Consider the following 26,085-nt stretch of genomic DNA (forward strand, 5'->3'; position numbering starts at 1 on the left):
CGCACCAAAGCCGACCGCGACATTTGCAGTCGCCCTACAAGTACAATCCGGACGTGCAGAGAGGCAATCGCAAAGCGAAGAATCCGCGCAGAAATCTCGACCTGCGGCACGGTGCGCCGTGAAACAACTTGCGCGAGCAGCGCGCAAGTCGTGGATGAGGGACGAGGCAACCGCTATTGCGGCTCGAGATTGAGGCCCTTCACCAGTTCGATCCACACCGGGCCTTCTTCGGCAACGATCTTCTCGAAGAACACGTGGTCGCGCGCCGCATTGTCGATACCGAAGGTCTCGAGAATCTTCTGGATTCGCTCGCTCTTGCCGCCCTCGACCATCATGTCGGAAAGCTTCTGTACGATCTCCTTGGGCATGCCGGCGGGCCCGACCAGCCCGATCCATCCCTGGATCTGGAACGCCTTGTCCGTCACCCCCTGCTCGTAGAAGGTGGGCACGTCTGGCAGCTTCTTCATCCGTGCCTTGGTCGGCACGGCGATCGGGCGGCCATTGCCCGCCTGCAGCACGCCAGAGGCAGCCGCGACGCTGCCGCTGCCGCCCTGCACCGCCCCCGAGCCGACATCCTGCCACATCGGCGCCTCGCCGCGATAATGCACGGCCTCCATGCCGAGCTTGTAGTGACGGTTCAGCGCCTCGACCGCGACGTGGCTGTAGGAACCCGCGCCGTAGGTGCCGAGGCTCGTCTTGTTGGCGCGCGCATAGTCGGCCAGTTCGGCAAGGTTCTTCACCGGCAGCTTGCTGTTCACGATCAGCGGCAGATGGCCTGCGTCCATCCACGAGATCAACACGAAGTCCTTGTCGGGATCGTAGGGCAGCTTCTTGAACAGCACCTTGTTCATGATCAGCGTCGTGGAGATGGTCCACATGAGCGTGTAGCCGTCGGGCGCTGCCGCCTTGACCTGCTCGGCCGCGATCGCGCCGCTGGCACCGGTCTTGTTCTCGACCGAGACCGGCTGGCCGGTCTTCTGGGAGATGTATTCGCCGTAGACGCGGGCAAAGGTGTCGGTCAGACCGCCGGCCGGATACCCGCAGATGATCCGGATCGGCTTGTTGGGCCAGGCGGCCTGTCCGATGGCAGGAGCCGGCAGGGCCGCCGCGGCGGCAGCGGCGGAACCATAACGCAGCACATCACGTCGCGACGCACGCACGATCATCGATTGCCTCCCTGTGGCGCGGTATTTTTATGCGACGGTCGAACCGTCAGGTCGCGCCTGCCCGGGAGCATGGCCGCCATTTCGCACTGCGTAAAGCCCGGTCCGGCTCGAGGGACCAGGCTCGCGTCGTGGGCAGCGCCTATTGCGGCTCGATGTTCAGGCTCTTCAGGACCTCGATCGATACCGGCCCTTCCTGGTCGAGCACCTGGCGGAAGTAGGTCGCATCGCGCGCGCCCTCGTCGATGGCGAAGGTGTCGTTGATCTTCTGCACGCGCTCGGTCTTGCCGGCCTCGACCATCAGCGCCGACAGTTTCTGCACCACTTCCGGCGGCGTGCCGGCGGGCGTGGCGCAACCGACCCAGCCGCGGATCTGGAACGCCTTCTCGGTCAGTCCCTGCTCGTAGAAGGTCGGAACGTCGGGCAGCTTCTTCATGCGCACCATCGTCGGCACAGCGATCGGCTTGACGCTGCCCGCCTGCAGCACCGCCGCGCCCGAGGCGTAGCTGCCGGTGGCGCCCTGAACGGCGCCGGACGCCACGTCCTGCCACATCGCCGATTCGCCGCGATAGTGGACGGCCTCCATCTTGAGCCCGTAGTGCCGGTTCAGAGTCTCGGTGACGATGTGCGCGAAGGAGCCGATGCCGTAGGTGGCGAGCGAGACCTTCTTGCCCTGCGCCCAGGCCGCGAACTCCGCGACGTTCTTCACCGGGATGTCCTTGTTCACCATGGTCGGCAGGTGGCCGGTGTTGAACCAGGCGACGAGGGCGAAGTCCTTGTCGGGATCGTAGGGCAGCTTTTTGAACAGCGCCTTGTTCTGCACCATCGTCGTCGAATTGGTGAACATCAGCGTATAGCCGTCGGGCGGCGCCTGCTTGACGATCTCCGCACCGATCGCGCCGGCCGCGCCCGCCTTGTTCTCGACGATCACCGGCTGGCCGGTTTTCTCGGCGACATACTCGCCATAGGCCCGTGCGAAGATGTCGGTGAGCCCGCCGGCCGGATAGGTGCAGACGATCCTGATCGGCTTTGCCGGCCAAGCCTGCGCGATGGCCGGCGCGGGCAATGAAGCCGCCAGCGCCGACAGCGATCCGTAGCGCAGCAGGTCCCGCCGCGTTGGCCGCACGATCATGGTCGCCTCCCCCTCGGGCGGCGACTCGTTGTCGGAACGGCCTATTTGTTGGTGGTGGCCGTCCGGGTCGCGCCCGACTTCAGCATGGCGTCGATCTCGGCCTGCGTAAAGCCGGCCTCCGTCAGGACCTCGACGCTGTGCTCGCCCAGCCGCGGCTGCAGGCGCGTCACCTCCGCCGGGGTCTTGCTGAAGCGCGGCGGGATGTCGGGCATGCGCAGTTTGCCCTCGGTCGGGTGATCGACGTCCTTCCAGAAGCCGGTCGCCTCGAGCTGCGGATCGACGAACAGGTCCTCGAGCGTGTTCACCGGCCCGTGCGGCACGTTGGAGTTCTTGAGCAGTTCCACCCACTCGGCATTGGTGCGCTCGGCGCAGAGGCCGGCCAGCGTCGCATAGTACTGCTCGACGTTCTTCAGCCGGTTGGCCATGCCCTGGAAGCGCTCGTCCTTCGCGAGGTCCTCGCGGCCCACCAAGGTGCAGAACTCGCGCCAGTGGTTGTCGGTGTAGGGCAGCAGCGCGAAGTAGCCGTCCTTCGACGGATAGGGACGACGTTCCTTGTTGAGGACGCGCTTGTAGCCCGCCGTGTCGAGCGCGGGCTTAAAGGTCTCGCCGTAGAGATGCTCGACCATGACGAAGGATACAAGCGTCTCGTACATCGGCACTTCGACCGACTGGCCCTTGCCGGTGCGCTCCCGCGCGAACAGGGCCGCCAGCAGCGCCGAGACGACGCCGTTGGAACTGGTCTTGTCGGCGACGATGGTCGGCAGGAAGCGCGGCTGTCCGGCAACGACGGTCTGCAGCGCGGCGAGCCCGGACCCAGCCTGGATGATGTCGTCGTACGCGGCCTTCGATCCCATCGGGCCGGCGGCGCGATAGCCGTAGGTCGCGAGATAGACGATGCGCGGGTTGATCTTCTCGAACTTCTCGTACTCGACGCCGAGGCGCTTGGCGGGCTCGGGCCGGTAGTTGTGCATGATGACGTCGGCGGTCTCGGCCAGCTTGAAGAGCGCCTGGCGGCCGGCCTCCTGTTTGAGGTCGAGCACAATCGAGCGCTTCGAACGATTGCAGCCGAGATAGAAGGCAGCCATGCCGGGATTGCGCGCCGGTCCCAGCACGCGCGTCGTATCGCCCTCGGGCGGCTCGATCTTGATGACGTCCGCCCCGAGATCGCCCAATTGCTGCGCCGCCCACGGACCCAGCACGACCGTCGTGCAATCGAGGATGCGAACGCCGTCCAACGGACCTGCCATGTAGATTTTCCTCCCGCTTGTGAATCCGGCTTACCACAAGTTGGTCACCGTCCGAGGAGCAATTCGCTGGCAACATCACTCTCCTGCAGGCGTTTCACCCTGCAGCAAAGGAGTGCACAAAATGACTTTCGAGGTTCTGCGTCTGGCCGGTTCGCTCGTGATGGCGGGCGCCGTGATGCTCACGGCCTCCGCCGCCGTGGCCGGCGACTGGAAGAAGGGCCGCGGCCACAAGCATCACCATCACTACTACGATGGTGAAGTCATCGTCGTGCAGCCCCCGCGTCCGGTCTACTACGCGCCGCGTCCCGTGGTGGTCTACCCCGCCCCGGTCTATGCCCCGCCCGTCGCCTACGCGCCTGTCTATGGTCCCGCCTACCCGCGGGGCGGCAACCTCAGCATCGGCATCGACGTTCCGTTGCGCTGATCGCACTCGTACCTCCCCGCATCGGGGAGGTGTCGGCGTAGTGGCAGCCGGAGGGCGAGCACCTGCAGGTCATTGCTGGTCTCGTCGCGCACTGCGAGACCTCCTCCAGTCCTCAAGCCCTCCGTCGGCCATGATGCCGCCACCTCCCCTTGGCGGGATCCGCCAAGGGGAGGAAGGTTCTCCGCGGAACGGCGCGGATTCAGCGGGTTGACGCCGGCGGGCAAATCAACGATTGTCGCGCCCAACATGCTGCGACTGACGACGCTACGACTTATTGGCTGATCCGCCGCCCGACCGGGACAACCGGAAGGGCCCTGCGGATCGCTTGTCGTTCGTCCCTGTTCTTTCCCAACCAGTCGCCGCCTCCCCTTCATCCATCGCAGTGTTCGTTTGAGCCATACGGCCGTGCGCGGCGCGAGGAGCTACGTCATGTCATCCCATAATCGCCAGAAGCCCATGATGCCGATCGCGGCCGAGAAGTACGTGCCCTTCAAGCCCGTGCCGCTGCCCGACCGCAAGTGGCCGAACGCCGTCATCACCAAGCCGCCGATCTGGTGCGCGGTCGACCTGCGCGACGGCAACCAGGCGCTGATCGAGCCGATGGATTCCGACCGCAAGACGCGCATGTTCAAGCTGCTCTGCGAGATGGGCTTCAAGGAGATCGAGGTCGGCTTCCCGGCTGCGTCGGAGACCGACTTCGACTTCGTGCGCGAGCTCATCGAGAAGAAGATGATCCCCGACGACGTCACCATCCAGGTGCTGACGCAGAGCCGGCCCGAGTTGATCGAGCGTACCTTCGAGGCCTGCCGCGGTGCGAAGCGCGTCATCGTCCATCTCTACAATTCGACCTCGACCCTGCAGCGCCGCGTCGTGTTCGGCCTCGACTATGCCGGCATCATCGACATCGCCGTGTCGGGCGCGAAGCTGGTCAAGCAGCTGGCCGACGCCGACCCGAAGACCAAATGGGTGTTCGAGTACTCGCCCGAGAGCTTCACCGGCACCGAGCTCGAGTTCGCGCGCGACATCTGCGCCGCCGTGGCCGACGTCTACCAGCCGACGCCGCAGAAGAAGATGATCTTCAACCTGCCGGCCACGGTCGAGATGTCGTCGGCCAACGTCTATGCCGACCAGATCGAGTGGTGCCACCGCAACTTTAAGAATCGCGAGTCGATCATCCTCAGCCTGCATCCGCACAACGACCGCGGCACCGGCGTGGCGGCGGCCGAGCTCGGCTACATGGCTGGCGCCGACCGTATCGAGGGCTGCCTGTTCGGCAACGGCGAGCGCACCGGCAACGTCGACCTGGTCACGCTGGGCCTCAACATGTTCACGCAGGGCGTCGATCCCGAGATCGACTTCTCGAACATCAACGAGATCCGCCAGACCGTGGAGTACTGCAACCAGCTGCCCGTCCATCCGCGCCATCCCTATGGCGGCGACCTGGTGTTCACCGCCTTCTCGGGCTCGCACCAGGACGCCATCAACAAGGGCTTCAAGGCGCTCGAGGCGTCGAACAGCAAGGTCTGGGAAGTGCCCTACCTGCCGATCGACCCGGCGGATCTCGGCCGCAGCTACGAGGCGATCATCCGGATCAACAGCCAGTCGGGCAAGGGCGGCATCGCCTACATCCTGAAGAGCGACTACGGCATCGACATGCCGCGCCTGCTGCAGGTCGAGTTCTCCAAGCGCATCCAGCAGATCGCCGACGAGACCGGCAAGGAGATACAGCCGGCGCTGATCTGGGACACGTTCCGCAAGGAGTATCTCGAGAACACCTCGCCGGTCGAGTTCGACAGCCACACCACGGTGCCCGATCCGGCCCATCCCGATGTGCGTCTTCTCGATGCCAAGGTGACCTTCAACGGCAAGCCGGCCACCATCTCGGGCCGCGGCAACGGCCCGATCGCGGGCTATGTCGATGCGCTGGGCAAGAATTGCGGCATCCAGATCCGGGTCCGCGACTATCACCAGCACGCCACGGGCGCCGGTTCCGACGCCCAGGCCGTGAGCTTCATTGAGGCCGAGACGGCCAACGGCAAGGTCCTGTGGGGCGTCGGCATGGACTCGAACATCGTCGCCGCGTCTCTCAAGGCCGTGACCTCGGCGGCAAACCGGGCCGCGGCCGCGAAATAGGCCTGCCCGACGGGCCTGCGAACGATTAGCATCACGGGCGGGGCTCTCCCCGCCCGTTTTCGTTTGGAGCCAGCGATGAAGATCAATTCGTCCGTGAAGATTTCCGCCGTCAGCCTCGTCGTCGGTGCCGTCATCGGCGCCTGTGCCGCCGGCGCCAACCAGCCCAACATGCAGGCCGCCCTCAGCTCGCTGCAGGCCGCCCGCGCCGAACTCATCCAGGCACGCCCCAACAAGGGCGGACATCGCGAACGCGCCATCAACCTGGTCAACGCCGCGATCAGCGAGACCGAGGCCGGCATCAACTACGCCGGCGACTAGTCCGCAGGAGCGAGGGCGCATCATGCTGCCACCCGAACCCAGCGCCGCCCTGCGGCGTCAGGAGGGCGCGATACGGCGCGGCGTTCGCCATGTCTGGAACGCCGCCCTCTCGCTCATGCTGGGCACGATGATCGGCCTGCTGGGATACCAGTTCGGCGCCGAGGCCGTGGCCCGTCTGTGGCCCGACCAGACGATGCTCGCCGACATGGTGCGTGCCTTGTTCTGGACGCTCGGCATCGCGGCAACGGGCGTGCTGTTCTTTTCCTACTATCTCGACGACACGGGCCGTTAGCGCGTAGAACGGAGCCATGGCCAAAGCGAAAAAGACCGCCCCCAAAACGTCCGCGAAATCCTCCCCGAAGAAGCCGGCAGGCAAGTCGGCCAAACCCGCCACGAAGAAAGTGGTGAAGATGGCAGCGCCGAAGAAAGCGGCAAAGGCTGCTCGGCAGCCGGCCGCGCGTCCGGCACCCAAGGTGGCCCGCAAGCCCGTCGCCAAGGCCGTATCGAAGGTCGCGCGCAATGCTCACCCCGGTGGCGCCATCGACGTCAATCTCCTGTCCGACCTGCTGAAGTGGGCGAAGGGCTTCGGCGCCGATTCGGCCGACGCACTCTACGTCAACGGCGAGTCGATCTCGGTGGCGCAGCGGCTGGGCAAACGCGAGAAGCTCGAGAGCAGCGAGGGCCGCGATCTCGGCCTGCGCGTCTTCGTCGGCAGGCGCCAGGCGTTCGTCTCCTCGACGGATTTCGATCCCGCCTCGCTGCGGGAACTGGCGAGCCGCGCCGTCGACATGGCGCGCGCCGTTCCCGAGGACCCGACCTGCGGCCTCGCGCCCGAGGAGCTGCTGGCCCGCTCGTGGCCCGATCTCGATCTCGACGACCGGACGCGCCCCTCCGCGAAGAAGCTGCTCGCCATGGCAGGCGAGGCCGAGGACGCGGCGCGCGCGGTGAAGGGCGTCACCAACTCGGAAGGCGCCGAGGCCGGCTGGGGCCGCACCTCGGTGATGCTGGCCGCGAGCAACGGCTTTACCGGCGGCTATCGCCGCAGCGGTTTCTCGCTCTCGTGCTCGGTGCTGGGCGGCGAGGGAACCGGCATGGAGCGCGACTACGAATGGACCAGCGCGGTCCATCTCGAAGACCTGATGTCGCCCGCCAAGGTCGGCCGCAATGCCGGGAAGTTCGTGGTGCGCCGCCTCAATCCCCGCAAGGCGCAGAGCGCGCGCGTGCCGGTGGTCTACGATCGCCGCGTCTCGGGCGGGCTGGTTGGCCACCTCGCCGGCGCCATAAACGGCCGTGCCGTGGCGCGCGGCACCTCGTTCCTCAAGGACAAGATGGGCGAGCGTGTGTTCGCCGAGGGCATTCGCATCCTCGACAATCCGCTGCGCAAGCGCGGGCTGGGCAGCCGGCCGTTCGACGCCGAGGGACTGGCCACGTCGCGCCGCGCGGTGATCGACGACGGCGTGCTCACCACCTGGCTGCTCGACCTCGCGGCCGCGCGCCAGCTCAACCTGAAGCCCACGGGGCATGCCTCGCGCGGCGTCTCGGGCCCGCCCTCGCCCACCACCTCGAACTTTTATCTCGAGAAGGGCAAGCTCTCGGTCGACGAGCTGATCGGCGACATCAAGAGCGGACTCTACATCACCGACATGATCGGCTTCGGCGTCAACGGCGTGACCGGCGACTATAGCCGCGGCGCCTCGGGATTCTGGATCGAGAACGGCAAGCTCGCCTGGCCGGTGAGCGGCATCACGGTCGCGGGGAACCTGAAGGACATGTTCCTCAATATGACGGCGGCGAACGATCTCGAATTCAAGAGCTCGACCAACGCGCCGACCGTGAGAATTGAAGGGCTGACTGTCGCCGGCTCGTGATAAAGTGCCGGGCATGACCCTCATGCCCCACGCACGAATTCTCGCCGCAACGACGGCGCTTCTCTGCGGCACCGCGTTTCTCGCGGCCGGCCCCGCACACGCCCAGGATGGCGGCTTCCGCGACTGCCTGAACAACATCAAGGCCGACGCGCTGAAGCAGGGCGTGCCCGCTTCGGTCATCGACCGTGCCTTCCAGGGACTCACGCCCGACCAGAAGGTCGTGGACCTCGACAACCGCCAGCCCGAATTCTCGCTGACCTACGCGAAGTATGTCGGCGGCACCGTGTCGCTCGACCGCATCCAGAAGGGCCAGCAGAAGATGGCGCAGCATCGCGCGCTGCTCGACCAGCTGCAGGCCGAGTACGGCGTGCCGCCGCAATACCTGATGGCCTTCTGGGGCATCGAGACCAACTACGGCACCTACATGGGCGACTTCCGCGTCGTGCGCTCGGTGGCGACGCTCGCCTGCATGACCAAGCGACGGGATTTCTTCAGCAACGAAACCGTGCAGGCGCTGCGCATCCTCAACAACAACCACATGACCAGCGACCAGATGCGCGGCTCGTGGGCCGGCGCCATGGGCAACATGCAGTTCATGCCGTCGACCTTCACCCGATGGGCGGTCGATCGCGACGGCAACGGGAAGATCGACATCTGGAACAGCCTGCCCGACGCCTTCGCCTCGGCCGCGAACTTCCTGCGCGGCATCGGCTTCAAGCCGGGTCTTCCGTCGAGCGAGGAAGTCATGCTGCCGGCCAACTTCCCGCTCGACCAGGCCGACACCACGGTCGAAAAGCCGGTGAAGGCCTGGGCGGCGATGGGCGTGAAGAAGATGAACGGCGGCGCGCTGCCGGCGGTCGACGACTCCGCCTCGATCCTGCTGCCCGCCGGCTTTCGTGGCCCCGCCTTCATCATCTATCCGAACTTCAAGGCGGTGATGAACTGGAACCGCTCGACGCTCTATGCGCTCTCGGTCGGCATCCTTGCCCGCCAGATCGCGGGCGGCCCGCCGGTCCAGCAGCAGGCGCCAGCCGACGATGCGCCGATCTCGCGCGACACCGTCATCGACATGCAGAACCGGCTGGCGAGGCTCGGCCTCTACAAGGACGAGGCCGACGGCCTGCTCGGCCCCAAGACCCGCTCCGCGCTGCGCCTGTTCCAGCAGCAGCAGGCCCTGCCCGCCGACGGCCACCCCACGCAGGAATCGATCCGCCGCCTCCAGGCGGTGCGGTAGCGGCTCTGGCCTAACCGTTCCTCCCCCCGTACGACGCGGGAGGAGAAGAGTTTACTGTGGGCGCAGCAGCCGCACGGTCTCGCTCGAAACGCCGATCGATACCGGCAGGGTGAGAGCATCGTCGCCGTCGATCTGGACGGGCTGGCGACGGCTTTCGCCGGCATCGTTCAGGACCGAGATCCTGACCGCATGGCCCGAGGCCACACGATAGCCCGACGTGACGGGCAGCAGGCCGGTCACGAGAGCGGCTCCGAAGCGCAGCGCATGGATCCAGCCCCAGCGCTCGAACAGGCAGACGTGCAGCAGCGTCCCGTCGAGGGACGCCTCCGGTGCAACGACGTAAGGACCGGCATAGTGACGCGCGTGCGTCACGATCACCGACGCGGCCTCGTAGCGCTTGCCGTCGATGTCGACGGCATAGCGCACCGGCCGGTAGCGCCGCGCCTCGACCAGCGAGCGCCACACATAGGCGCCCTTGCCCCAGCGGCGCTTCAGCGGCGCGGTGACGCCCGCCACGACCTTGGCGTCGAACCCCGCACCGGCCATCAGCGAGAAACAGCGTGGCCCGTCGGCGTCGATCGCCAGCCCCGGATGCATCAGCACCTCCCGGCCGGCCATCATCGCCTCGGCCAGTGACGCGGCGCCGGAACCGAGACCCAGTTCATGGGCCAGTACGTTGGCAGTTCCGAGCGGTACCAGCGCGAGCGGCGGCGCGGTACGGGCGCGAGCGGCGAGACCGTTCACCACCTCGTTGATCGTGCCGTCGCCACCGGCCACGGCGACGACAGCGTAGCGCGTGGCATCACAGGTTTCCGCCATCCGCCGTGCATCGCCGGCCGCCTGGGTCTCCACGACATCGACCGTCCAGCCCGAGTCCCGCACGCAGCGCACCACGGCATCGACCAGCCCGCGCCGCCGCCGTCCCGCGACGGGATTGAGAATGAGCAGTACGGAATGCGTCGATGGGGCGAATGTCATCGAAACGTCACAACCGAGACACCTCCACGCAACGGCTCCCATACACAATCCAATGCGTATCGTGCAATCGCGCACGACAGATTTTGTGTCGGTCCAGTTCTTTTCCACATGACCGTGCCTCCATGAGCCCTCACGAGCGAAACGCGCAGCCCGCGCGTCACCGGGCAATCTTCCTGTCCGACATCCATCTCGGCACGCGCGGCTGCCAGGCCGACCTGCTGCTCGACTTCCTGAAGCGGAACGAGAGCGAGCATCTCTACCTGGTGGGCGACATCGTCGACGGCTGGCGCCTGAAGCGCTGGTGGTACTGGCCGCAGAGCCACAACGACGTGGTGCAGAAGATCATGCGCAAGGCCCGCAAGGGTACCAACGTCGTCTACATCCCCGGCAACCACGACGAGGCGGCGCGGCAATACTGCCAGCTCACCTTCGGCGACGTGCGCGTGCAGGACGAGGCGATCCACGAGATGCCGGACGGGCGCAAGCTGCTGGTGATCCATGGCGATCAGTTCGACGGCATCGTGCGCTATGCCCGCTGGCTCGCCATCCTCGGCGACTGGGCCTACGCCGCCGCCCTGCGGCTGAACACGATCTTCAATTGGGGACGACGCAAGCTCGGCCTGCCTTACTGGTCGCTATCGGCCTTCCTGAAGCATCGCGTGAAGAACGCCGTGCAGTTCATCGCCGACTACGAGAAGGCGGTCGCGAGCGAAGCCCGCCGGCGCGGCGTCGACGGCGTGGTGTGCGGCCACATCCACCACGCCGAGATGCGCACCATCGAGGGCATCCTCTATTGCAACGACGGCGACTGGGTCGAAAGCTGTACCGCGCTGGTCGAGGATTTCGACGGCCGCCTGCGCATCGTGCACTGGGCCGAGGTGGTAGCGCGTCGTTCCTCGCGCCTCCCCTTCGCGCCCGTCCAGCTCGCCGCGGAGTAACGGCATGCGCATCGCCATCGTGTCCGATGCCTGGCGGCCGCAGATCAACGGTGTCGTACGGACGCTGGAGACGGTGGCCCGCATCCTTCGCGCCGAGGGCCACGAGGTCGAGGTCTTCGGTCCCGACCGTTTCCGCACCCTGCCCTGTCCGACCTATCCCGAGATCCGCCTCTCGCTGTTTCCCTCGGCGCGTCTCGGGCACATGCTGAAGCTGTTCGCGCCCGACGCCATCCATCTCGTGACCGAAGGGCCGCTGGGCTGGGCGGCGCGCGCCTTCTGCCTGCGCCGAAGGATTCCCTTCACGACCGCCTACCACACGCGCTTTCCCGAGTATGTCCGCGCGCGCATCTTCGCGCCGCTGTCGTGGAGCTACGCCTTCGTGCGCCGCTTCCATGCGCCGTCGGCGGCCGTGCTGGTCGTGTCGCCGGCGATCCGCGACGAACTCGCGGCACGCGGCTTCCGGAATCTGGTGCCGTGGTCGCGCGGCGTCGACATCACGGCCTTCCGCCCGCAGCCGCGCGAGGAATTCAGCGAGCCGCGACCGATCTGGCTCTATGCCGGCCGCGTCGCCATCGAAAAGAACATCCGGGCCTTCCTCGATCTCGACCTGCCGGGCAGCAAGTGGGTAGTCGGCGGCGGCCCGCAACTCAAGTCGCTGCAGAAGCGCTATCCCGGCGTCCACTTCTTCGGCTCGGTCGACACCGAGGAACTTTCCTACCGCTACGCGCAGGCCGACTGTTTCGTGTTTCCCAGCCTCACCGACACGTTCGGCCTGGTGATGGTCGAGGCGCTGGCCTCGGGCGTTCCGGTCGCCGGTTATCCCGTGCCGGGATCACTCGATGTCGTCACCGACCCGAAGGTCGGCGCGATCGATCCAGACCTGCGGACTGCCTGCCTCGCCGCCGTGTCGCGCGCTGCGGTGGATTGCCGCCGTCATGCCGAGACTTTCACCTGGGAGCGATGTGCACGGCAGTTCCTCGACACGCTGCAGCCCATTCCGCGCGAACACTGGCAACCGTTGCGCCGCCGGGTCGTCCCGGATGCCGCCGCCTCCTGAAAGCCACCGTGCGACCGGTTCATTCGGGTTGCGGCTCCGCGCGCGGGAGGGTAAGTGCGGCGTCCGAATCGCAAGGGCAGACCGGCATGGCCATCCAGTATTTCGCCAAGGTGACCGCTTCCGACCACGAAGTGCTCCAGCGCACCGTGAAGCACTATCCGCTCAGCTCCTATGCCGACTGGCATATGAAGGAGATGAGCCGCATGGCCGACTGGCGCAGCCGTCGCCACGCCATCAAGATGGTGCCCGTGACGCCGGAAGAATTCGAGGACTACTGCAAGAAGAAGGGCGTCCCCAGCGACATCATCACCTTCAAGGCCTTCGTCTGCGAAAAGGGCGGTGGCTGATCTCTCCGCCGATCACCGGCGCGTAACCGGTTGAAGTCGCCTGCGGCCTGCCTACGTTCGGGAGAGACTGCAGGAGACTCTCATGCCAGCTCTCAATCACCTGATCGTCCATGCGAAAGACAAGGATGCGTCGGCCGAGTTCCTGGCCGGCATCCTGGGCGTCGAAGCCGGCCCGCAATGGGGCCCGTTCCGCCCGGTGCAATTGTCGAACGGCGTGACCCTCGACTTCATCGGCACACCCAACCCCAGCACCACGCACTACGCCTTCCTCGTAAGCGATGCCGAATTCGACGCCTCATTCGCACGCATCCGAAACGCCGGCATTCCCTACTATGCCCATCCCAACAAGAGCGGCCCGGGCGAGATCAACCATCTCTACGGCGGCCGCGGCGTCTACTTCGAAGACCCGAACGGCCACATGCTCGAACTCATTACCAAGCCCTACGGCGACTATCCGGGTTAGGCGCCGCCGTCGGCATTCGGCAGCCAGCTTCGCCGGCCCGCTCTGATCATTGCCTCTTGCTCGCTGATCTCACGGCCATAGCGAGCGATGCCGATGGTGGCACTCGAGAGTTCTGCTTCCGTAAGCTCTGTGTCGACAACCAGCGCCAGCCAGTCGGTGATCCGATCGCCCGCAAAGTTCCGGCTGTTGCTCGGCCTGTGAACGACACAGTCGTGAAGCCTTGCATCCTCGTCACTCAGTGCGATCTCGCATGTGGCTTCACAATAGCTGTTGAAGCGAACGTGATCGGGAATGGCAGTCATCCTGCAGAGCAGGATCAGGAACCGTCCCGCTGCCCAAGGCGTGACGGCCATTATCGCCATGTGCGGATTCCGTCGTCCACCGCCTCAACCGCCGGCAGGTTCGCCGGCCGCGATCCACGCCTGGTAGAGCTTCTTCGTCTCGTCGTTCGGCGGATAGGTGCCGGCGACCGGATGGCCCTGGCCCACGCGGATGGCGACGAACTTCTCCAGCCGCTCCTGCTCGAACGAATCGCGCGCCACCTCGTCGGCCAGATGCCGCGGCACGACGATGGCGCCGTCCTCGTCGGCCACGATCACGTCGCCGGGATAGACCGGCACGCCGCGGATCCCGACCGGGACCTGCACCTCGACCGGCCGCAGGTTGGCCATGCTGGGCGGCGCGGCGACCGCGGCGCAATAGACCGGGAAGTCGAACCTGCCGATCACCGGCGCATCGCGCATCGCCCCGTCGCTCAGCACGCCCGCCAGCCCGCGCACCTTGAGCCGCAGCGCCAGGATGTCGCCCAGGGTGCCGGAGCGCGTATTGCCCTCGGTGCCGATCACCAGCACCGAGCCCGGCGGCGATTCCTCGATCGCGGTGCGCTGCGCGTTCGGCGGATCGCTGGGGCTCGGCGCCTTGTCGATATCCTCGCGGCTCGGAATGTAGCGCAGCGTGTAGGCCGGCCCGACGATCCGCGCCGCCGCCGGATTGAGCGGCTTCACCCCGTTCACGGCGACATTGCGGAAACCCCGCTTCAGCATCTGCATCGAGACCGTCGCCGTGCTGGCATACAGGAAGTTCGCGATCGTCTCGGCCGACAGTGGTTCGCTGGTCATTGGCGCTCTCCCCTCGCTACACCATTGTTGTCATCCCGAGGCGAAGCCGAGGGACCTTTAGGCGACAGGAAAGGTCCCTCGGCTTCGCCTCGGGATGACAGTTTTTGCTTCATTCAGACTCGTGCGTCACAACAACGACCCTTGGCTTCCACCCCCGTCACGGCGGCGAGGTGGTGCCGGCACCGCAGCAACGGGCTTCGGCGGACCGGCGCCCTCGGTCACACGCGCGCCCACGCGGCCGTCGCTGAACTGAATGCTGATCGTCTGGCCGGCGCTGGTGCCGGCGGCGGCCAGGACCGGCTGACCGTCCTGGTCGCGCACCAGGGCGAAGCCGCGGTTCAGCACCGAGTGGAAGGAGTAGCTCTCCAGCAGCTTCGCCGCCTGGTCGACCTGGCGCTGGCCGTTCAGCAGCAAATCGTTGCCGTGCCGCTTGAGCCGGTCGCCCAGCTGATCCAGTCGGTCGAAGGCGCGTGCGTACTTCTGCAGCGCGTCGCTCTTGAAACGGTCGACGGCGCGCGTGAGCGCGCGGCCCTCAGCGACCAGCGCCTGCTCCTTGGCGGCGATCACCGCCTGCGGGCTGACGAGGCGCGCGGCCGAGAGTTGGTGCGCGCGACGCTCGACGAGCTGGCGCGTTGCCAGCGAAAGCCGCTCGCCGCTCACGTCGACGCGCTGCTGGCGTTCCTCGATCAGGCGGCGCGGATCGCCCAGCCCGCGCGCGAGACCGGCCAGTTCCATCGACTGTTCGCGCAAGAGGCGCGTCATGCCGCCGACCAGGCGCTTGGCGTAGTCGAGCGTCTCGGTCATCAGGTCGGCACGCACCGGCACCGCCATCTCGGCGGCGGCGGTCGGTGTGGGCGCGCGGCGGTCCGAGGCGAAGTCAATCAGGGTCGTGTCGGTCTCATGGCCGACGGCGGAGATCAGCGGGATCTCTGAGTTCGCGGCGGCGCGCACCACGATCTCCTCGTTGAAGGCCCACAGGTCCTCCAGCGAGCCGCCGCCGCGCGCCACGATCAGCACGTCGGGGCGCGGCACCTTTCCGTCCGCCGCAAGGCGATTGAAGCCGGCAATCGCCGCCGCCACCTCGCCCGCCGCCTTCTCGCCCTGCACCGACACCGGCCAGACCAGCACGTGGCAGGGGAAGCGGTCGCTCAGCCGATGAAGGATGTCGCGGATGACGGCGCCCGACGGCGAGGTCACGACGCCCACGGTCTGCGGCAGATAGGGAAGCGGGCGCTTGCGATCCGGATCGAACAGGCCCTCGGCCTGCAGCTTCTTGCGCCGGTCCTCCAGCAGTTTGAGCAGCGCGCCCTCGCCCGCCAGTTCCAGCCGGTCGACGATGATCTGATAGCGCGAGGAGCCGGCATAGGTCGTGAGCTTGCCGGTGGCGATGACCTCCAACCCCTCCTCGATCCTGATGCCCAGCCGCGGGATCGTGCCCTTCCAGCAGACGCCGTCGATCACGGCATTCTCGTCCTTCAGACGGAAGTAGCAGTGGCCCGAGCGCGGGAACGACGGTTGGCTGATCTCGCCACGCACGCGCACGCGCGGAAAGGCGCTCTCGATCTCGCGCTTCAGGGCGAAGGAAAGCTCGGAGACCGAAAATTCCGGGACGTTCGAAGGGGGGGCTCCGGGCGCGGCGGGGGCGTCGAAATCATCCATGGGGACCCGAACCTAGCCGCTTGTGCCCCCGGCGCAAACTGTGGTCAAAGCCTCGCCATGCGAATCCTCGTGGTAGGCGGCGGTGGCCGCGAACATGCCCTGTGCTGGGCCATTTCAGGCTCGCCCCTGTGCACCAAGCTCTACTGCGCGCCCGGCAATGCCGGTATCGCCCAGGTCGCCGAATGCATCGATGATGTCGGCGCCGAGGACATCCCCGGCCAGGTGGCGCTGGCCCGGCGCCTGAAGATCGATTTCGTGGTGATCGCGCCCGACGCGCCGCTGGTCGCCGGCATGGCCGACGCCTTCGCCGAGGCCGGCATCAAGGCCTGGGGCCCGTCCAAGGCGGCCGCCCGACTCGAAGGCTCCAAGAGCTTCACCAAGGAACTCTGCCGCGCCAACAACATCCCGACGGCCGCCTACGAGCGCTTCACCGAGGTCGGACCGGCCGAGGCGTATGTTCGCGCACAGGCCCTGCCGATCGTGATCAAGGCCGACGGGCTCGCGGCCGGCAAGGGCGTGATCATCGCCGAGACGATCGACCAGGCGATCGAGGCGGTGCGCGACATGCTGTCGGGCAACCGCTTCGGCGCGGCCGGCGCCTCGGTGGTGATCGAGGAGTTCATGCAAGGGGAGGAAGCGAGTTTCTTCGCCCTGACAGATGGCGAGCATGTGCTGCCGCTGGTCGGCGCGCAGGACCACAAGCGCGCCTTCGACGGCGACAAGGGACCGAACACCGGCGGCATGGGCGCCTACTCGCCCGCGCCGGTCTTCGACGCCGCCATGCAGCAGCGCACGATGGACGAGATCGTGCTGCCGACCGTGCGGGCCCTCGCCAAGGCCGGCACGCCGTTCCGGGGCGTGCTCTATGCCGGGCTGATGATCGACGCCAGGGGGCCGCGCCTGGTCGAATACAATTGTCGCTTCGGCGACCCCGAGACGCAGGTGCTGATGATGCGGCTCAGGTCGGATCTCCTGCCGGCGCTGCTCGCCAGCGCCGAGGGCGGCCTGAAGCATCTCGACCTGCGCTGGTCGCCCGACGCGGCGATCACGGTGATCATGGCGACGAAGGGCTATCCCGATTCCTACCCCAAGGGCAGTGAGATCCGCGGTCTCGACGCGGCCGCCCGGGTCGAGGGCGTGCAGATTTTCCACGCCGGCACCAAGGCCGGTCCGGACGGCAAGATCCTGGCCAACGGCGGCCGCGTCCTGAACGTGAGCGCCATGGCCCCGACCGTCGAGGAAGCCCGCGCCCGTGCCTACCGCGCCGTGGCGCTGATCGACTGGCCGGAGGGCTTCTACCGCAAGGACATCGCCTGGCGGGCGCTCAAGTCCTAACCGGACTCCTTTCCACCGACAGGGTGGGAGGAACATGAGCTTGAAAAGCTGGCATGCACCCGCCCCCCGGAGACGGCGGCAGGAGAATCCTCTAGTTTCGCCCCATGCCTGACGCCCTCTCCGAGTCCCAGCGCCTGCTGGCCCAGCTTCGCTTTCCCTGCGGTGACGTGCCGGAACCCGGCGACATCAAGAACGTCGCCCCCGGCATCCACTGGCTGCGCATGCCGCTGCCCTTCCAGCTCAACCACATCAACCTGTGGCTGATCGAGGAGAAGGACGGCTGGACGATCGTCGACACCGGCATCAATTCGCAGGACACGCGGGCGCTCTGGGAAAAGATCTTCGCCGAGAAGCTCCAGGGCAAGCCGGTCGTGCGCGTGATCGGCACGCACCTCCATCCCGATCACATCGGGCTCGCGGGCTGGCTTTGCGAGAAGTGGAGCGCGCCGCTCTACATGACGCTCGGCGAGTACATGAGCGCCCAGGCGGCGCGCAACGACTTCGTCGAGAGCGAGGAGACACGCGCGGAGCATGTCAAGCGCAACGGCGTGCCGGCCGAGCGGATCGCCAATTTCCACCGCCACAAGGGCGGCTATGCCAAGGGCGTGGTGCCGTTGCCCACCTCCTACCGACGCATGATCCATGCGCACCCGATCATCATCGGCGGCCACCGCTGGGACGTGATCGTCGGCCGCGGCCACGCGCCGGAGCACGCCTCGCTGTGGTGCCCCGAACTCAACGTGATGATCGCCGGCGACCAGGTGCTGCCCAAGATCAGCACCAACGTCGGCGTCTGGCCCAACGAGCCGCTTGCCGATGCGCTGACCTGGTTCCTCGACGGCTTCTCGCGCTTCCGCCGCCTGCCGGCCGATGCGCTGGTCCTGCCCAGCCACGGCTTCCCGTTCATCGGCCTGCACACGCGCCTCGACCAGCTCGTCGCCCATCACGACGCACGGCTGAACGACATGGAGCTGGCGATCGCCCGCATGGGCCCGAACGGCGCGACCGCCTGGGACATGGTCCCCGTCCTGTTCCCGCGCCATCTCGACAACAACCAGATCGTGTTCGCCTTCGGCGAGACGCTGGCGCACCTGCACTGTCTCGAAACGCGTGCGCGCGTGAAGAGGAACTTGGTCGACGGCGTCTATCGGTTCACGGCCCTGGCCGACCTCAATGCCCAGCCGCCCGCGGACGATACCGACGGCGTGGTCATGGACATCGGCCAGACCTGACGAAAGCCGCCGCGACCTAGATGCGTGTCGATCTCTTCGACTTCGAGCTGCCGGACGAGCTGATCGCCCAGCGGCCCGTCTTCCCGCGCGATTCCGCGCGCCTGCTCGACGTCACGGGCGAGACGCTGCACGACCGCACGGTACGCTCCCTGCCCGGCCTGCTGCGGCGCGGCGACCTGCTGGTGTTCAACGACACCAGGGTCATCCCCGCGCGCCTCAAGGGTACGCGGCCGGGCGGTGGCCTGCGCCAGGACGTGGCCGTCGAAGCGCTGCTGATCCGCGATCTCGGGGCCCGCCGCTGGCGCGCCTTCGCGCGTCCTGCCAAGCGCCTGCGCGAGGGCGACGTGCTGCAGTTCAGGGGGCTGGGCGCCACGGTCGAAGCCAAATCGGATGACGGCTCGCTGGTGCTGGCCTTCGACCAGGAGGGTCACGCCTTTCTCACCGCCCTCGAACAGGAAGGCGCGGTACCTCTGCCTCCCTACATCCGCGGCGGCACCGCCGACGCCCAGGACCGCAAGGACTATCAGACGTTGTTCGCCAGGCATGACGGCTCCGTCGCCGCCCCCACCGCCGGCCTGCATTTCACGCCGGAGCTGATGGCCGCGCTCGCCGACAGCGGCATCACCACCGCGGGCGTCACCCTGCATGTCGGCGCGGGCACCTTCCAGCCGGTGAGGGTCGACGACACCGACGCCCATACGATGCATGCCGAATGGGGCGAGGTCTCGGAGGCCACCGCGCGCGCGGTCGAGGCGACGCGCATCCTGGGCGGCCGCATCGTGTCGATCGGCACGACCTCGCTACGGCTGCTGGAATCGGTGGCCCGGCTGCATGACGGCGCGATCAGGCCGTGGAGCGGCGAGACGGACATCTTCATCACGCCGGGGTTCCAATTCCGGGCCGTCGACCTGCTGCTGACGAACTTCCACCTGCCGCGCTCGACCCTGTTCATGCTGGTCTCGGCCTTCGCCGGACTGGATCGCATGAAGCAGGCCTATGCCCACGCCATCGAGAAGCGATACCGCTTCTATTCCTACGGCGATTGTTGTCTGTTGCGCCGATGAGCCTTTCCTACCAACTGCTGGGCAGCGACGGCGCCGCCCGCCGCGGCCGCATCACGACCGCGCACGGCACCATCGAGACCCCCGCCTTCATGCCGGTCGGCACCGCCGGCACGGTGAAGGCGATGCTGCCCCAGTCTGTCGCGGAGACCGGCGCGCAGATCGTGCTGGGAAACACCTTCCACCTGATGCTGCGGCCGGGCGCCGAGCGCGTGGCAGCCCTTGGCGGTCTGCACAAGTTCATGAACTGGCCGGGCCCCATCCTGACCGATTCCGGCGGCTTCCAGGTGATGTCGCTGAAGGAGCTGCGCAAGCTCGACCCGGACGGCGTCACCTTCCGCTCCCCCAAGGACGGCTCGCAGCATCGCCTGACGCCCGAAAGCTCGATCGAGATCCAGCGCCTGCTCGACGCCGACATCACCATGTCGTTCGACGAATGCACGAGCTGGCCGGTCGAGGAGCCGGAAGCCGCCTTCTCGATGCGGCTGTCGATGAAGTGGGCCGCGCGCGGCCGCAAGGCCTTCACCGAGCGCCCCGGCTACGGCCTGTTCGGCATCGTCCAGGGCAGCACCTTCCCGGCGCTGCGCGAGGAGAGCGCGAAGGCCCTGATCGACATCGGCTTCGACGGCTACGCGGTCGGCGGACTCGCGGTCGGCGAGGGCCAGGAGCTGATGTTCTCGACGCTCGACTACACGGTCCCGATGCTGCCGGCCGACCGGCCGCGCTACCTGATGGGCGTCGGCCGGCCCGGCGACATCGTGGGGGCAGTGAAGCGCGGCATCGACATGTTCGACTGCGTGATGCCGACCCGGTCGGGTCGCACGGCGCAGGCCTTCACGCGGCGCGGCGAACTCAACATGCGCAACGCGCGCCATCGCGACGATCCGCGGCCGATCGACGAGCACTGCGCCTGCCCGGCCTGCAAGCATCACAGCCGCGCCTACCTTCATCACCTCATCCGCGCCGACGAGATCCTGGGCGCGATGCTGCTCACCTGGCACAACCTTCAATACTATCAGGATGTGATGCGCGGCCTGCGTGGCGCCATCGAAAGCAGGACCCTCGACGACTGGATCGCGTCCTTCGAACGCGACCAGGCGCTGGGGGACATCCCGCCGATCAGTAACGGAGCGTAACGGATGCCGAACGAGGCCCTGGTCGTGGTCGACATGCAGAACGATTTCTGCGAGGGCGGCGCGCTGGCCGTCGCCGGGGCCCACGCCATCCTCCCGCTGGTCAATCGCCTGATCGGCCGCCACGACCATGTCGTCCTGACCCAGGACTGGCATCCCGCCGGCCATGCATCGTTTGCGAGCTCATGGGAAGGCGCGGAACCCTTCTCCTCGATGCGCTTTCCCTACGGCGAGCAGACCCTGTGGCCGGACCATTGCGTGCAGGGTACGCCGGGAGCGGAATTCCATCCCAACCTCGAAGTCACCAAGGCGCAGATGATCGTGCGCAAGGGCTATCACACCGGCATCGATTCCTATTCGGCCTTCCGCGAGAACGACCGCATGACGCGCACCGGTCTGGACGGTTACCTGAAGGCGCGCGGCTTCACGAAGCTGGTTTTCTGCGGCCTGGCGCTCGACTACTGCGTCGCCTGGTCGGCGATCGACGCGCGCCAGGCCGGGTTCGACGTCGCCGTGGTGGTCGAGGCGACCGCCGCCATCGACCTCGACGACAGCCGCAAGCGCATGATGAGCGACATGCGCCGCGCCGGGATCAACCTGAACGCTACGGCGTAGGTGCTGCGCCGCCGGCGCAGCACCGGCGGCGCATAGCGCTGCAGGGAGCGAAGCGACCGAAGCGCCGGCGCCGCACGCCTCGGAAAAGGTCTCGGTGTCGAGACCTCAGACACGCTCCAGCGCGAGCGCGATGCCCTGGCCGACGCCGATGCACATGGTGGCGAGAGCGCGCTTGCCGCCGGTGGCTTCGAGCTGGTTGAGCGCGGTGATCATCAGACGGCCGCCCGAGGCACCCAGCGGATGGCCGAGCGCGATCGCGCCGCCATTGGGGTTCACGTTCTCGGCGTCGTCGCTGAGGCCGAGCTGGCGCAGCACCGCCAGCGCCTGGGCGGCAAACGCCTCGTTGAGTTCGATCGTGTCGAAATCGCCGATGGTCATGCCGAGCTTGGCCAGCAGCTTCTGCGTCGCCGGCACCGGGCCGATGCCCATGACGCGCGGCGGCACGCCGGCCGACACGGCGCCGAGGATGCGCGCACGCGGCGTCAGGCCGTTGGCGCGAGCGGCGGCTTCAGAGGCGATGATCATGGCGCAGGCGCCGTCGTTCAGGCCCGACGAGTTGCCGGCCGTCACCGAGCCGCCGTCGCGGAACGCGGCCGGCAGCTTGGACAGCGTCTCCATCGTGGTGTCGCCGCGCGGATGCTCGTCCTTCTCGACGATCACCTCGGTCTTGCCCTTCTTCACGCAGACCTTGACGATCTCCTTCTCGAAGAAGCCGCGCTCCTGGGCGGCCTTGCAGCGGCGCTGGCTGCGATAGGCGAAGGCATCCTGGTCGGTGCGGCTGATCTGGTGCTCGGTGGCGACGTTCTCGGCGGTCTGGCCCATCGGGTCGACGCCGTAGGCGGCCTTCATGCGGGGATTGACGAAGCGCCAGCCCAGCACCGTGTCCTCGAGCTTCATCGAGCGGTCGAAGGCGCCCTCCGGCTTGCCCATCACGTAGGGCGAGCGGGTCATGCCCTCGACGCCGCCGGCGATCATCAGGTCGGCCTCGCCGAGCTTCACGGCGCGGGCGGCATGGCCCGCGGCTTCGAGGCCGGAGCCGCAGAGGCGGTTCACGGTGGCGCCCGCCACCTCGACCGGCAGGCCCGCGAGAAGCCCCGCCATGCGCGCCACGTTTCGATTGTCCTCACCGGCCTGATTGACGCAGCCATAGATCACGTCATCGACCGAACCCCAGTCGACATTGGCATTGCGCTGCATCAGCGCCTTGATGGGGTGGGCGGCGAGATCGTCGACCCGCATGGCGCCCAGGCCGCCGTTGTAGCGGCCGACAGGGGTGCGGATCGCGTCGCAAATGAAGGCTTCGGTCATCTTGGGTTACTCCCGACTCACGGCAATTCGTTGCTGTCGGGTTAGCACCGGCCACGGCCGCTTGCCAATGGCCCGGCCAATGCCCCTGAGGCAGAGGGGTTATGTGTCTTTAGGCAGGGAGGCGGCGGCAGACCGCATACTGGGCATACCCCCGCCGGGGGCGGTCGAAGGTCCGGACCTCGATGGCCGCCGGAAGCCGGGCCAGGGCGGATTCGAGCCCGTCGCGCGGGGTGACGTGGAACATCGCCAGCCATTGCCTCAGGCTGCCGCGGAACCAGCCTGGCAGGCGCTCCTGCCCGCCGAAATCGACGATATGCAGTTCGCCGTCCGGCTGCAGCCATTGGACGGACTGAGCCAGCGCCCTCTCCCACTCGGGGATCATCGACAGGGTGTAGGAGAAGAGGATGCGCGAGAAGGCCGGCACGCCGAACAGCAGCGCCGGGTCGAAGCGCGTGGCATCGGCATGGGCGAGGCGCACCCGGCCCGCGAGCCCTTCCCGATCCAGACGGCGGCGCGCGGTGTCGAGCATCTCCCGCGAGAGATCGATGCCGAACAGCGGCACGTCGGGATGGCGATGCGCCAGCGCGATCAGGTTGCGCGCGGTACCGCAGCCCACTTCGAGCACGCGCCCACCCGGTGGCGGCGCCAGCCCCTCGATCAGCCGGTCGCGGCCCAGCAGATAGTATTTGCGGCTGAGATCGTAGACATGACGCTGCCGGCGATAGATCCGGTCCATCAGACCGGCGTGGGCGACCGTCGCGCTCACGGCTTCAGCACATAGAGATGGAAGCCACCGTAGATCGCGGAGCGGTCGCGCGCCGTGAAGGCGCGCGATGCTTCGGCTTCGTAGTGCCACTGGTCGAGAAGCGCCGGCGCGACACGCCCCGGCAGCAGCGAGGGCTCGGCGGCGGTGCGGAAGATCACGCGGGCACCCGGTCGCGCCGTGCGCGTGATCTCGGCCCACAGCGCATTGAGTTGCACGTCGGTCATCCAGTCCTGCGCATCGAGCAGCACGTAGCGGTCGCGCGAGCCCGCCGGACAGGCCGCGAGATAGTCGGTGACGGAGCGGTTCAGCACCTCGACCCGCCCGGCACCATGCTTCACCGCGGCAAAATTCTCCTGCCTGAGATAGGGGGGCAAGGGGCCGCGGGCGTCACGCGCATAGCCGCGGCCGAAGGCCTGCCAGGCGAAGTAGTTTTCCTCAAGGCTAAACCCGCAGGCCAGCCGCTCGACCCGGTCGCGCAGCACAGAGCCCATGTCGCGGCCGCCGGCCAGCGCCTCGTACTGTGCCGGCGGGATGCCGAGCCCGTAGAGCGACAGGCGGTTCGAGGTGGCCCAGCGCACGGCGGGCTTGTCGAACAGCGGCGCCAGTACCGTATCGAAGAAGCGCTGCTGCTCCTCGATCGTCCGCGCCGCGAGGAGCTTGCGAAAGTCGACGCCATAGGCGCGCGCGGCCACGTGCGCCGCGCCGATGAAGCGGCCGAGCACGCCATGGCGATAGGCGTTCGCTGCAAAGATCGAGATGCGGCGCCGCCCACCCCGATGCAGGCTGCGGCCCTCCCAGTACGCGCGGCTTTCGGCGTCGAGATGGGGTGCGATGTGCAGGTCGTAGGCGCGCGGGTTGACGCGGGAATTGGCGGCGCCGAAGAAACGATAGTAGTCCGACCAGGACGGCAAGCGCTGTGCCGCCGCCAGCTTGAGACGGTTCAGAGCGACATGCGCCTGGCTGAGATCGATGGCGGTGATGCGTGCCGGATGGGCGGTGAGATAGGACAGGACGTTGCAGCCGCCCGACGCGATCGCCACGACGTGGCACTCGGGCGTCAGCGCCATCGCCTCCAGATCGACCTCGGGATCTTCCCAGATCTGGGCGTAGACCAGGCCGCGGAACAGGCGCTCGAACAGCTTCTCCAGCAAGCCCTCGCGGGACATGACCCTGTGGCGGCGCACCGCCTGCTTAAGAAGCGAATGGCTCTCGGCCCGCGGATAGATCAACCCATCGACTCCGGCTTTACAGCGACACACCGAAGCTAGTCCCGGTCGGTGCCAGTTTGATGACGTCCCTTCCCGAAGTCGCCAGACTTGACGGGATGACCGGTTAGGTAGAAGGATCGAGCCCATGAGCGCCCAAGGTTTTGCCCTGTTCGACACGCCGATCGGCACCTGCGCCCTCGTCTGGAGCGGGCGCGGAATCACGGGACTTCAGCTCCCCGAGCCGACGCCGGCGGCCACGCGGGCCCGCGTGAAGCGGCGCTGGCCCGATGCCGTCGAAGCAGCCGCCGTGCCGGCCGGCGTGCAGCGCGCGCTCGACCGCGTGCAGGCGCTGCTGGCAGGCGCCAACATCGATCTCGCCGACATCCCGCTCGATCTCGACGCGGCGCCCGAGTTCAACCGCCGCGTCTATGAGGTCGCACGCACCATCCCGCCCGGCCGCACCATGACCTACGGCGAGATCGCCAAACGTCTCGGCGTGCCGCACGAATCGCGCGAGGTCGGCCAGGCGTTGGGCAAAAATCCCGTCGCCATCATCGTACCGTGCCATCGCGTGCTGGGCGCCGACGGAAAAATGGGTGGCTTCTCGGCCAACGGCGGCGTCTCGACCAAGCGGCGCATGCTCGAGATCGAAGGCGCGCCCGAGGTCGGCGCCGGTCCGCTATTCGCGGCACGATGATGACAGGGCGATGAGCGGCTTCCGCTTCAAGCCTGCCAAGGCGGTCGCGCATCTCAAGCAGGCCGACCCGGCAATGGCCGCGATCATCGAAACGGTCGGTCCGTTCCGCATGCAGCTGAAAGTGTCGCGCAGTCTGTTCGGCTCGCTGGCCGAGGCGATCGTGTATCAGCAACTCTCCAACAAGGCGGCCGCCACCATCTATGGCCGCGTCGAGGCGCTCTATCCCGAGGCGATTGACGGCTTCACACCGCGCCACATCCTGAAGACGCCGGACGAAACCTTGCGCGGCTGCGGCCTGTCGCGCGCCAAGGTGCTGGCGATGCAGGATCTCGCCCGCCGCGTCGAGAGCGGCGAACTGCCGACGCTCGACGAGACGCACACGATCGCCGACGCCGAGCTGGTCGAGCGCCTGGTGAAGGTGCGCGGCATCGGCCGCTGGAGCGCCGAGATGTTCATGATGTTCCGTCTCGGCCGCCCCGACGTGCTGCCACTCGACGACTACAGTCTGCGCAAGGCCTATGCGAAAGCGTTCCGCAAGCGTGCATTGCCTTCGCCGAAGGCGCTGGAAAAGGCGGGCGAGAAATGGCGCCCCTATCGCACCGTCGCAAGCTGGTATCTGTGGCGCGTGCTGGATCAGCCGCCCGCGTAGCG

27 protein-coding genes are annotated in these 26,085 nt (G+C 67.3%); 17 read left to right on the forward strand and 10 right to left on the reverse strand.

From position 1 onward, the window contains the following. Window positions 1-173: 173 nt before the first annotated feature. The 3 genes from LJ725_RS13160 to LJ725_RS13170 all read right to left on the reverse strand — a co-directional run bounded on the left by LJ725_RS13160 (window position 174) and on the right by LJ725_RS13170 (window position 3,542). Entirely contained in the window at window positions 174-1,166 is a 993-nt protein-coding gene (locus LJ725_RS13160; RefSeq protein ID WP_230551123.1) for a Bug family tripartite tricarboxylate transporter substrate binding protein, read from the reverse strand. Window positions 1,167-1,305: 139 nt separating this feature from the next. Further along, window positions 1,306-2,295: a Bug family tripartite tricarboxylate transporter substrate binding protein gene (locus tag LJ725_RS13165; RefSeq protein WP_230551124.1), complete on the reverse strand. Its 990-nt coding sequence runs from the start codon at window positions 2,293-2,295 to the stop codon at window positions 1,306-1,308. Between the two features lie 41 nt (window positions 2,296-2,336). Beyond that, complete coding sequence (locus LJ725_RS13170) at window positions 2,337-3,542, reverse strand: CaiB/BaiF CoA transferase family protein (protein WP_230551125.1); 1,206 nt, start codon at window positions 3,540-3,542, stop codon at window positions 2,337-2,339. A gap of 121 nt (window positions 3,543-3,663) precedes the next feature. Here LJ725_RS13170 and LJ725_RS13175 point away from each other — a divergent pair, with 121 nt between their 5' ends. The 6 genes from LJ725_RS13175 (at window position 3,664) to LJ725_RS13200 (ending at window position 9,519) form a co-directional block, all read left to right on the forward strand. Continuing rightward, window positions 3,664-3,966 carry a hypothetical protein gene (locus LJ725_RS13175; protein WP_230551126.1) on the forward strand — a complete coding sequence of 101 codons (303 nt, stop codon included), beginning with the start codon at window positions 3,664-3,666 and terminating at the stop codon, window positions 3,964-3,966. Between the two features lie 429 nt (window positions 3,967-4,395). After that, window positions 4,396-6,099 (forward strand): 2-isopropylmalate synthase, encoded by a 1,704-nt coding sequence (leuA, locus tag LJ725_RS13180; protein ID WP_408015738.1) that lies wholly within the window; start codon window positions 4,396-4,398, stop codon window positions 6,097-6,099. A 75-nt stretch (window positions 6,100-6,174) separates the two neighbouring features. Then, a complete protein-coding gene (locus LJ725_RS13185; RefSeq protein WP_230551127.1) occupies window positions 6,175-6,417 on the forward strand; it encodes a hypothetical protein in 243 nt (80 codons plus the stop codon). A gap of 22 nt (window positions 6,418-6,439) precedes the next feature. Beyond that, a complete protein-coding gene (locus tag LJ725_RS13190) occupies window positions 6,440-6,709 on the forward strand; it encodes a hypothetical protein (RefSeq protein WP_230551128.1) in 270 nt (89 codons plus the stop codon). Between the two features lie 16 nt (window positions 6,710-6,725). Further along, window positions 6,726-8,285 carry a metallopeptidase TldD-related protein gene (locus LJ725_RS13195; RefSeq protein ID WP_268990641.1) on the forward strand — a complete coding sequence of 520 codons (1,560 nt, stop codon included), beginning with the start codon at window positions 6,726-6,728 and terminating at the stop codon, window positions 8,283-8,285. 13 nt (window positions 8,286-8,298) lie between these two features. Beyond that, window positions 8,299-9,519: a lytic murein transglycosylase gene (locus LJ725_RS13200; RefSeq protein WP_230551129.1), complete on the forward strand. Its 1,221-nt coding sequence runs from the start codon at window positions 8,299-8,301 to the stop codon at window positions 9,517-9,519. Window positions 9,520-9,570: 51 nt separating this feature from the next. On the opposite strand, the gene LJ725_RS13205 is transcribed toward LJ725_RS13200, so the two are convergent. Then, window positions 9,571-10,497, reverse strand: a complete 927-nt coding sequence (locus LJ725_RS13205) for a diacylglycerol/lipid kinase family protein (protein ID WP_230551130.1) — start codon at window positions 10,495-10,497, stop codon at window positions 9,571-9,573. Between the two features lie 122 nt (window positions 10,498-10,619). On the opposite strand from LJ725_RS13205, the gene LJ725_RS13210 reads away from it, so the two are divergent. The 4 genes from LJ725_RS13210 (at window position 10,620) to LJ725_RS13225 (ending at window position 13,302) form a co-directional block, all read left to right on the forward strand. After that, entirely contained in the window at window positions 10,620-11,435 is an 816-nt protein-coding gene (locus LJ725_RS13210) for a UDP-2,3-diacylglucosamine diphosphatase (RefSeq protein WP_230551131.1), read from the forward strand. A 4-nt stretch (window positions 11,436-11,439) separates the two neighbouring features. Continuing rightward, window positions 11,440-12,492: a glycosyltransferase family 4 protein gene (locus LJ725_RS13215; protein ID WP_230551132.1), complete on the forward strand. Its 1,053-nt coding sequence runs from the start codon at window positions 11,440-11,442 to the stop codon at window positions 12,490-12,492. Window positions 12,493-12,578: 86 nt separating this feature from the next. Then, complete coding sequence (locus LJ725_RS13220) at window positions 12,579-12,839, forward strand: hypothetical protein (protein ID WP_230551133.1); 261 nt, start codon at window positions 12,579-12,581, stop codon at window positions 12,837-12,839. Window positions 12,840-12,921: 82 nt separating this feature from the next. Continuing rightward, window positions 12,922-13,302 carry a VOC family protein gene (locus LJ725_RS13225; RefSeq protein WP_230551134.1) on the forward strand — a complete coding sequence of 127 codons (381 nt, stop codon included), beginning with the start codon at window positions 12,922-12,924 and terminating at the stop codon, window positions 13,300-13,302. Here LJ725_RS13225 and LJ725_RS13230 read toward each other — a convergent pair. The 3 genes from LJ725_RS13230 to xseA all read right to left on the reverse strand — a co-directional run bounded on the left by LJ725_RS13230 (window position 13,299) and on the right by xseA (window position 16,079). Next, complete coding sequence (locus tag LJ725_RS13230) at window positions 13,299-13,664, reverse strand: hypothetical protein (RefSeq protein WP_230551135.1); 366 nt, start codon at window positions 13,662-13,664, stop codon at window positions 13,299-13,301. The genes LJ725_RS13225 and LJ725_RS13230 overlap by 4 nt on opposite strands. 24 nt (window positions 13,665-13,688) lie before the next feature. After that, window positions 13,689-14,420 carry a ribonuclease activity regulator RraA gene (locus tag LJ725_RS13235; protein ID WP_230551136.1) on the reverse strand — a complete coding sequence of 244 codons (732 nt, stop codon included), beginning with the start codon at window positions 14,418-14,420 and terminating at the stop codon, window positions 13,689-13,691. Between the two features lie 126 nt (window positions 14,421-14,546). Further along, window positions 14,547-16,079: an exodeoxyribonuclease VII large subunit gene (gene xseA / locus LJ725_RS13240; RefSeq protein WP_230551137.1), complete on the reverse strand. Its 1,533-nt coding sequence runs from the start codon at window positions 16,077-16,079 to the stop codon at window positions 14,547-14,549. 57 nt (window positions 16,080-16,136) lie between these two features. Between xseA and purD the strand changes: the two genes are divergently transcribed. The 5 genes from purD to pncA all read left to right on the forward strand — a co-directional run bounded on the left by purD (window position 16,137) and on the right by pncA (window position 21,455). Continuing rightward, the gene (gene purD, locus LJ725_RS13245; protein ID WP_230551138.1) at window positions 16,137-17,414 is read left to right on the forward strand and encodes a phosphoribosylamine--glycine ligase; all 1,278 of its coding nucleotides are present in this window, start codon (window positions 16,137-16,139) and stop codon (window positions 17,412-17,414) included. Between the two features lie 104 nt (window positions 17,415-17,518). Beyond that, window positions 17,519-18,646: an MBL fold metallo-hydrolase gene (locus LJ725_RS13250; RefSeq protein WP_230551139.1), complete on the forward strand. Its 1,128-nt coding sequence runs from the start codon at window positions 17,519-17,521 to the stop codon at window positions 18,644-18,646. 20 nt (window positions 18,647-18,666) lie between these two features. Then, complete coding sequence (queA, locus tag LJ725_RS13255; protein ID WP_230551140.1) at window positions 18,667-19,710, forward strand: tRNA preQ1(34) S-adenosylmethionine ribosyltransferase-isomerase QueA; 1,044 nt, start codon at window positions 18,667-18,669, stop codon at window positions 19,708-19,710. Then, window positions 19,707-20,843, forward strand: coding sequence for a tRNA guanosine(34) transglycosylase Tgt (gene tgt, locus LJ725_RS13260; protein ID WP_230551141.1), 1,137 nt, complete (start codon window positions 19,707-19,709; stop codon window positions 20,841-20,843). Before queA ends, tgt begins: the two co-directional genes overlap by 4 nt. A 3-nt stretch (window positions 20,844-20,846) precedes the next feature. Beyond that, window positions 20,847-21,455, forward strand: a complete 609-nt coding sequence (gene pncA, locus LJ725_RS13265) for a bifunctional nicotinamidase/pyrazinamidase (RefSeq protein WP_230551142.1) — start codon at window positions 20,847-20,849, stop codon at window positions 21,453-21,455. Window positions 21,456-21,560: 105 nt separating this feature from the next. Here pncA and pcaF read toward each other — a convergent pair whose 3' ends face one another. The 3 genes from pcaF to LJ725_RS13280 form a co-directional block, all read right to left on the reverse strand. Continuing rightward, window positions 21,561-22,763: a 3-oxoadipyl-CoA thiolase gene (pcaF, locus tag LJ725_RS13270; protein ID WP_230551143.1), complete on the reverse strand. Its 1,203-nt coding sequence runs from the start codon at window positions 22,761-22,763 to the stop codon at window positions 21,561-21,563. 109 nt (window positions 22,764-22,872) lie between these two features. After that, window positions 22,873-23,529: a class I SAM-dependent methyltransferase gene (locus LJ725_RS13275; RefSeq protein WP_408015739.1), complete on the reverse strand. Its 657-nt coding sequence runs from the start codon at window positions 23,527-23,529 to the stop codon at window positions 22,873-22,875. Further along, the gene (locus tag LJ725_RS13280; RefSeq protein ID WP_230551342.1) at window positions 23,526-24,755 is read right to left on the reverse strand and encodes a DUF3419 family protein; all 1,230 of its coding nucleotides are present in this window, start codon (window positions 24,753-24,755) and stop codon (window positions 23,526-23,528) included. Before LJ725_RS13280 ends, LJ725_RS13275 begins: the two co-directional genes overlap by 4 nt. A 127-nt stretch (window positions 24,756-24,882) precedes the next feature. On the opposite strand from LJ725_RS13280, the gene LJ725_RS13285 reads away from it, so the two are divergent. Together LJ725_RS13285 and LJ725_RS13290 are read left to right on the forward strand one after the other, a co-directional pair. Continuing rightward, window positions 24,883-25,434 carry a methylated-DNA--[protein]-cysteine S-methyltransferase gene (locus LJ725_RS13285; protein WP_230551144.1) on the forward strand — a complete coding sequence of 184 codons (552 nt, stop codon included), beginning with the start codon at window positions 24,883-24,885 and terminating at the stop codon, window positions 25,432-25,434. 10 nt (window positions 25,435-25,444) lie between these two features. Continuing rightward, complete coding sequence (locus LJ725_RS13290) at window positions 25,445-26,083, forward strand: DNA-3-methyladenine glycosylase family protein (RefSeq protein WP_230551145.1); 639 nt, start codon at window positions 25,445-25,447, stop codon at window positions 26,081-26,083. Window positions 26,084-26,085: the final 2 nt, after the last annotated feature.

The organism is Reyranella aquatilis, from assembly GCF_020880995.1.
GTDB lineage: Bacteria > Pseudomonadota > Alphaproteobacteria > Reyranellales > Reyranellaceae > Reyranella > Reyranella aquatilis.

Excerpts from the sequence above, each read along its gene's own strand:
- LJ725_RS13160 (WP_230551123.1), bottom strand. The coding sequence starts at position 1,166 with ATGATCGTGCGTGCGTCGCGACGTGATGTGCTGCGTTATGGTTCCGCC.
- LJ725_RS13165 (WP_230551124.1), bottom strand. The coding sequence starts at position 2,295 with ATGATCGTGCGGCCAACGCGGCGGGACCTGCTGCGCTACGGATCGCTG.
- LJ725_RS13170 (WP_230551125.1), bottom strand. The coding sequence starts at position 3,542 with ATGGCAGGTCCGTTGGACGGCGTTCGCATCCTCGATTGCACGACGGTC.
- LJ725_RS13175 (WP_230551126.1), top strand. The coding sequence starts at position 3,664 with ATGACTTTCGAGGTTCTGCGTCTGGCCGGTTCGCTCGTGATGGCGGGC.
- leuA (WP_408015738.1), top strand. The coding sequence starts at position 4,396 with ATGTCATCCCATAATCGCCAGAAGCCCATGATGCCGATCGCGGCCGAG.
- LJ725_RS13185 (WP_230551127.1), top strand. The coding sequence starts at position 6,175 with ATGAAGATCAATTCGTCCGTGAAGATTTCCGCCGTCAGCCTCGTCGTC.
- LJ725_RS13190 (WP_230551128.1), top strand. The coding sequence starts at position 6,440 with ATGCTGCCACCCGAACCCAGCGCCGCCCTGCGGCGTCAGGAGGGCGCG.
- LJ725_RS13195 (WP_268990641.1), top strand. The coding sequence starts at position 6,726 with ATGGCCAAAGCGAAAAAGACCGCCCCCAAAACGTCCGCGAAATCCTCC.
- LJ725_RS13200 (WP_230551129.1), top strand. The coding sequence starts at position 8,299 with ATGACCCTCATGCCCCACGCACGAATTCTCGCCGCAACGACGGCGCTT.
- LJ725_RS13205 (WP_230551130.1), bottom strand. The coding sequence starts at position 10,497 with ATGACATTCGCCCCATCGACGCATTCCGTACTGCTCATTCTCAATCCC.
- LJ725_RS13210 (WP_230551131.1), top strand. The coding sequence starts at position 10,620 with ATGAGCCCTCACGAGCGAAACGCGCAGCCCGCGCGTCACCGGGCAATC.
- LJ725_RS13215 (WP_230551132.1), top strand. The coding sequence starts at position 11,440 with ATGCGCATCGCCATCGTGTCCGATGCCTGGCGGCCGCAGATCAACGGT.
- LJ725_RS13220 (WP_230551133.1), top strand. The coding sequence starts at position 12,579 with ATGGCCATCCAGTATTTCGCCAAGGTGACCGCTTCCGACCACGAAGTG.
- LJ725_RS13225 (WP_230551134.1), top strand. The coding sequence starts at position 12,922 with ATGCCAGCTCTCAATCACCTGATCGTCCATGCGAAAGACAAGGATGCG.
- LJ725_RS13230 (WP_230551135.1), bottom strand. The coding sequence starts at position 13,664 with ATGGCGATAATGGCCGTCACGCCTTGGGCAGCGGGACGGTTCCTGATC.
- LJ725_RS13235 (WP_230551136.1), bottom strand. The coding sequence starts at position 14,420 with ATGACCAGCGAACCACTGTCGGCCGAGACGATCGCGAACTTCCTGTAT.
- xseA (WP_230551137.1), bottom strand. The coding sequence starts at position 16,079 with ATGGATGATTTCGACGCCCCCGCCGCGCCCGGAGCCCCCCCTTCGAAC.
- purD (WP_230551138.1), top strand. The coding sequence starts at position 16,137 with ATGCGAATCCTCGTGGTAGGCGGCGGTGGCCGCGAACATGCCCTGTGC.
- LJ725_RS13250 (WP_230551139.1), top strand. The coding sequence starts at position 17,519 with ATGCCTGACGCCCTCTCCGAGTCCCAGCGCCTGCTGGCCCAGCTTCGC.
- queA (WP_230551140.1), top strand. The coding sequence starts at position 18,667 with ATGCGTGTCGATCTCTTCGACTTCGAGCTGCCGGACGAGCTGATCGCC.
- tgt (WP_230551141.1), top strand. The coding sequence starts at position 19,707 with ATGAGCCTTTCCTACCAACTGCTGGGCAGCGACGGCGCCGCCCGCCGC.
- pncA (WP_230551142.1), top strand. The coding sequence starts at position 20,847 with ATGCCGAACGAGGCCCTGGTCGTGGTCGACATGCAGAACGATTTCTGC.
- pcaF (WP_230551143.1), bottom strand. The coding sequence starts at position 22,763 with ATGACCGAAGCCTTCATTTGCGACGCGATCCGCACCCCTGTCGGCCGC.
- LJ725_RS13285 (WP_230551144.1), top strand. The coding sequence starts at position 24,883 with ATGAGCGCCCAAGGTTTTGCCCTGTTCGACACGCCGATCGGCACCTGC.
- LJ725_RS13290 (WP_230551145.1), top strand. The coding sequence starts at position 25,445 with ATGAGCGGCTTCCGCTTCAAGCCTGCCAAGGCGGTCGCGCATCTCAAG.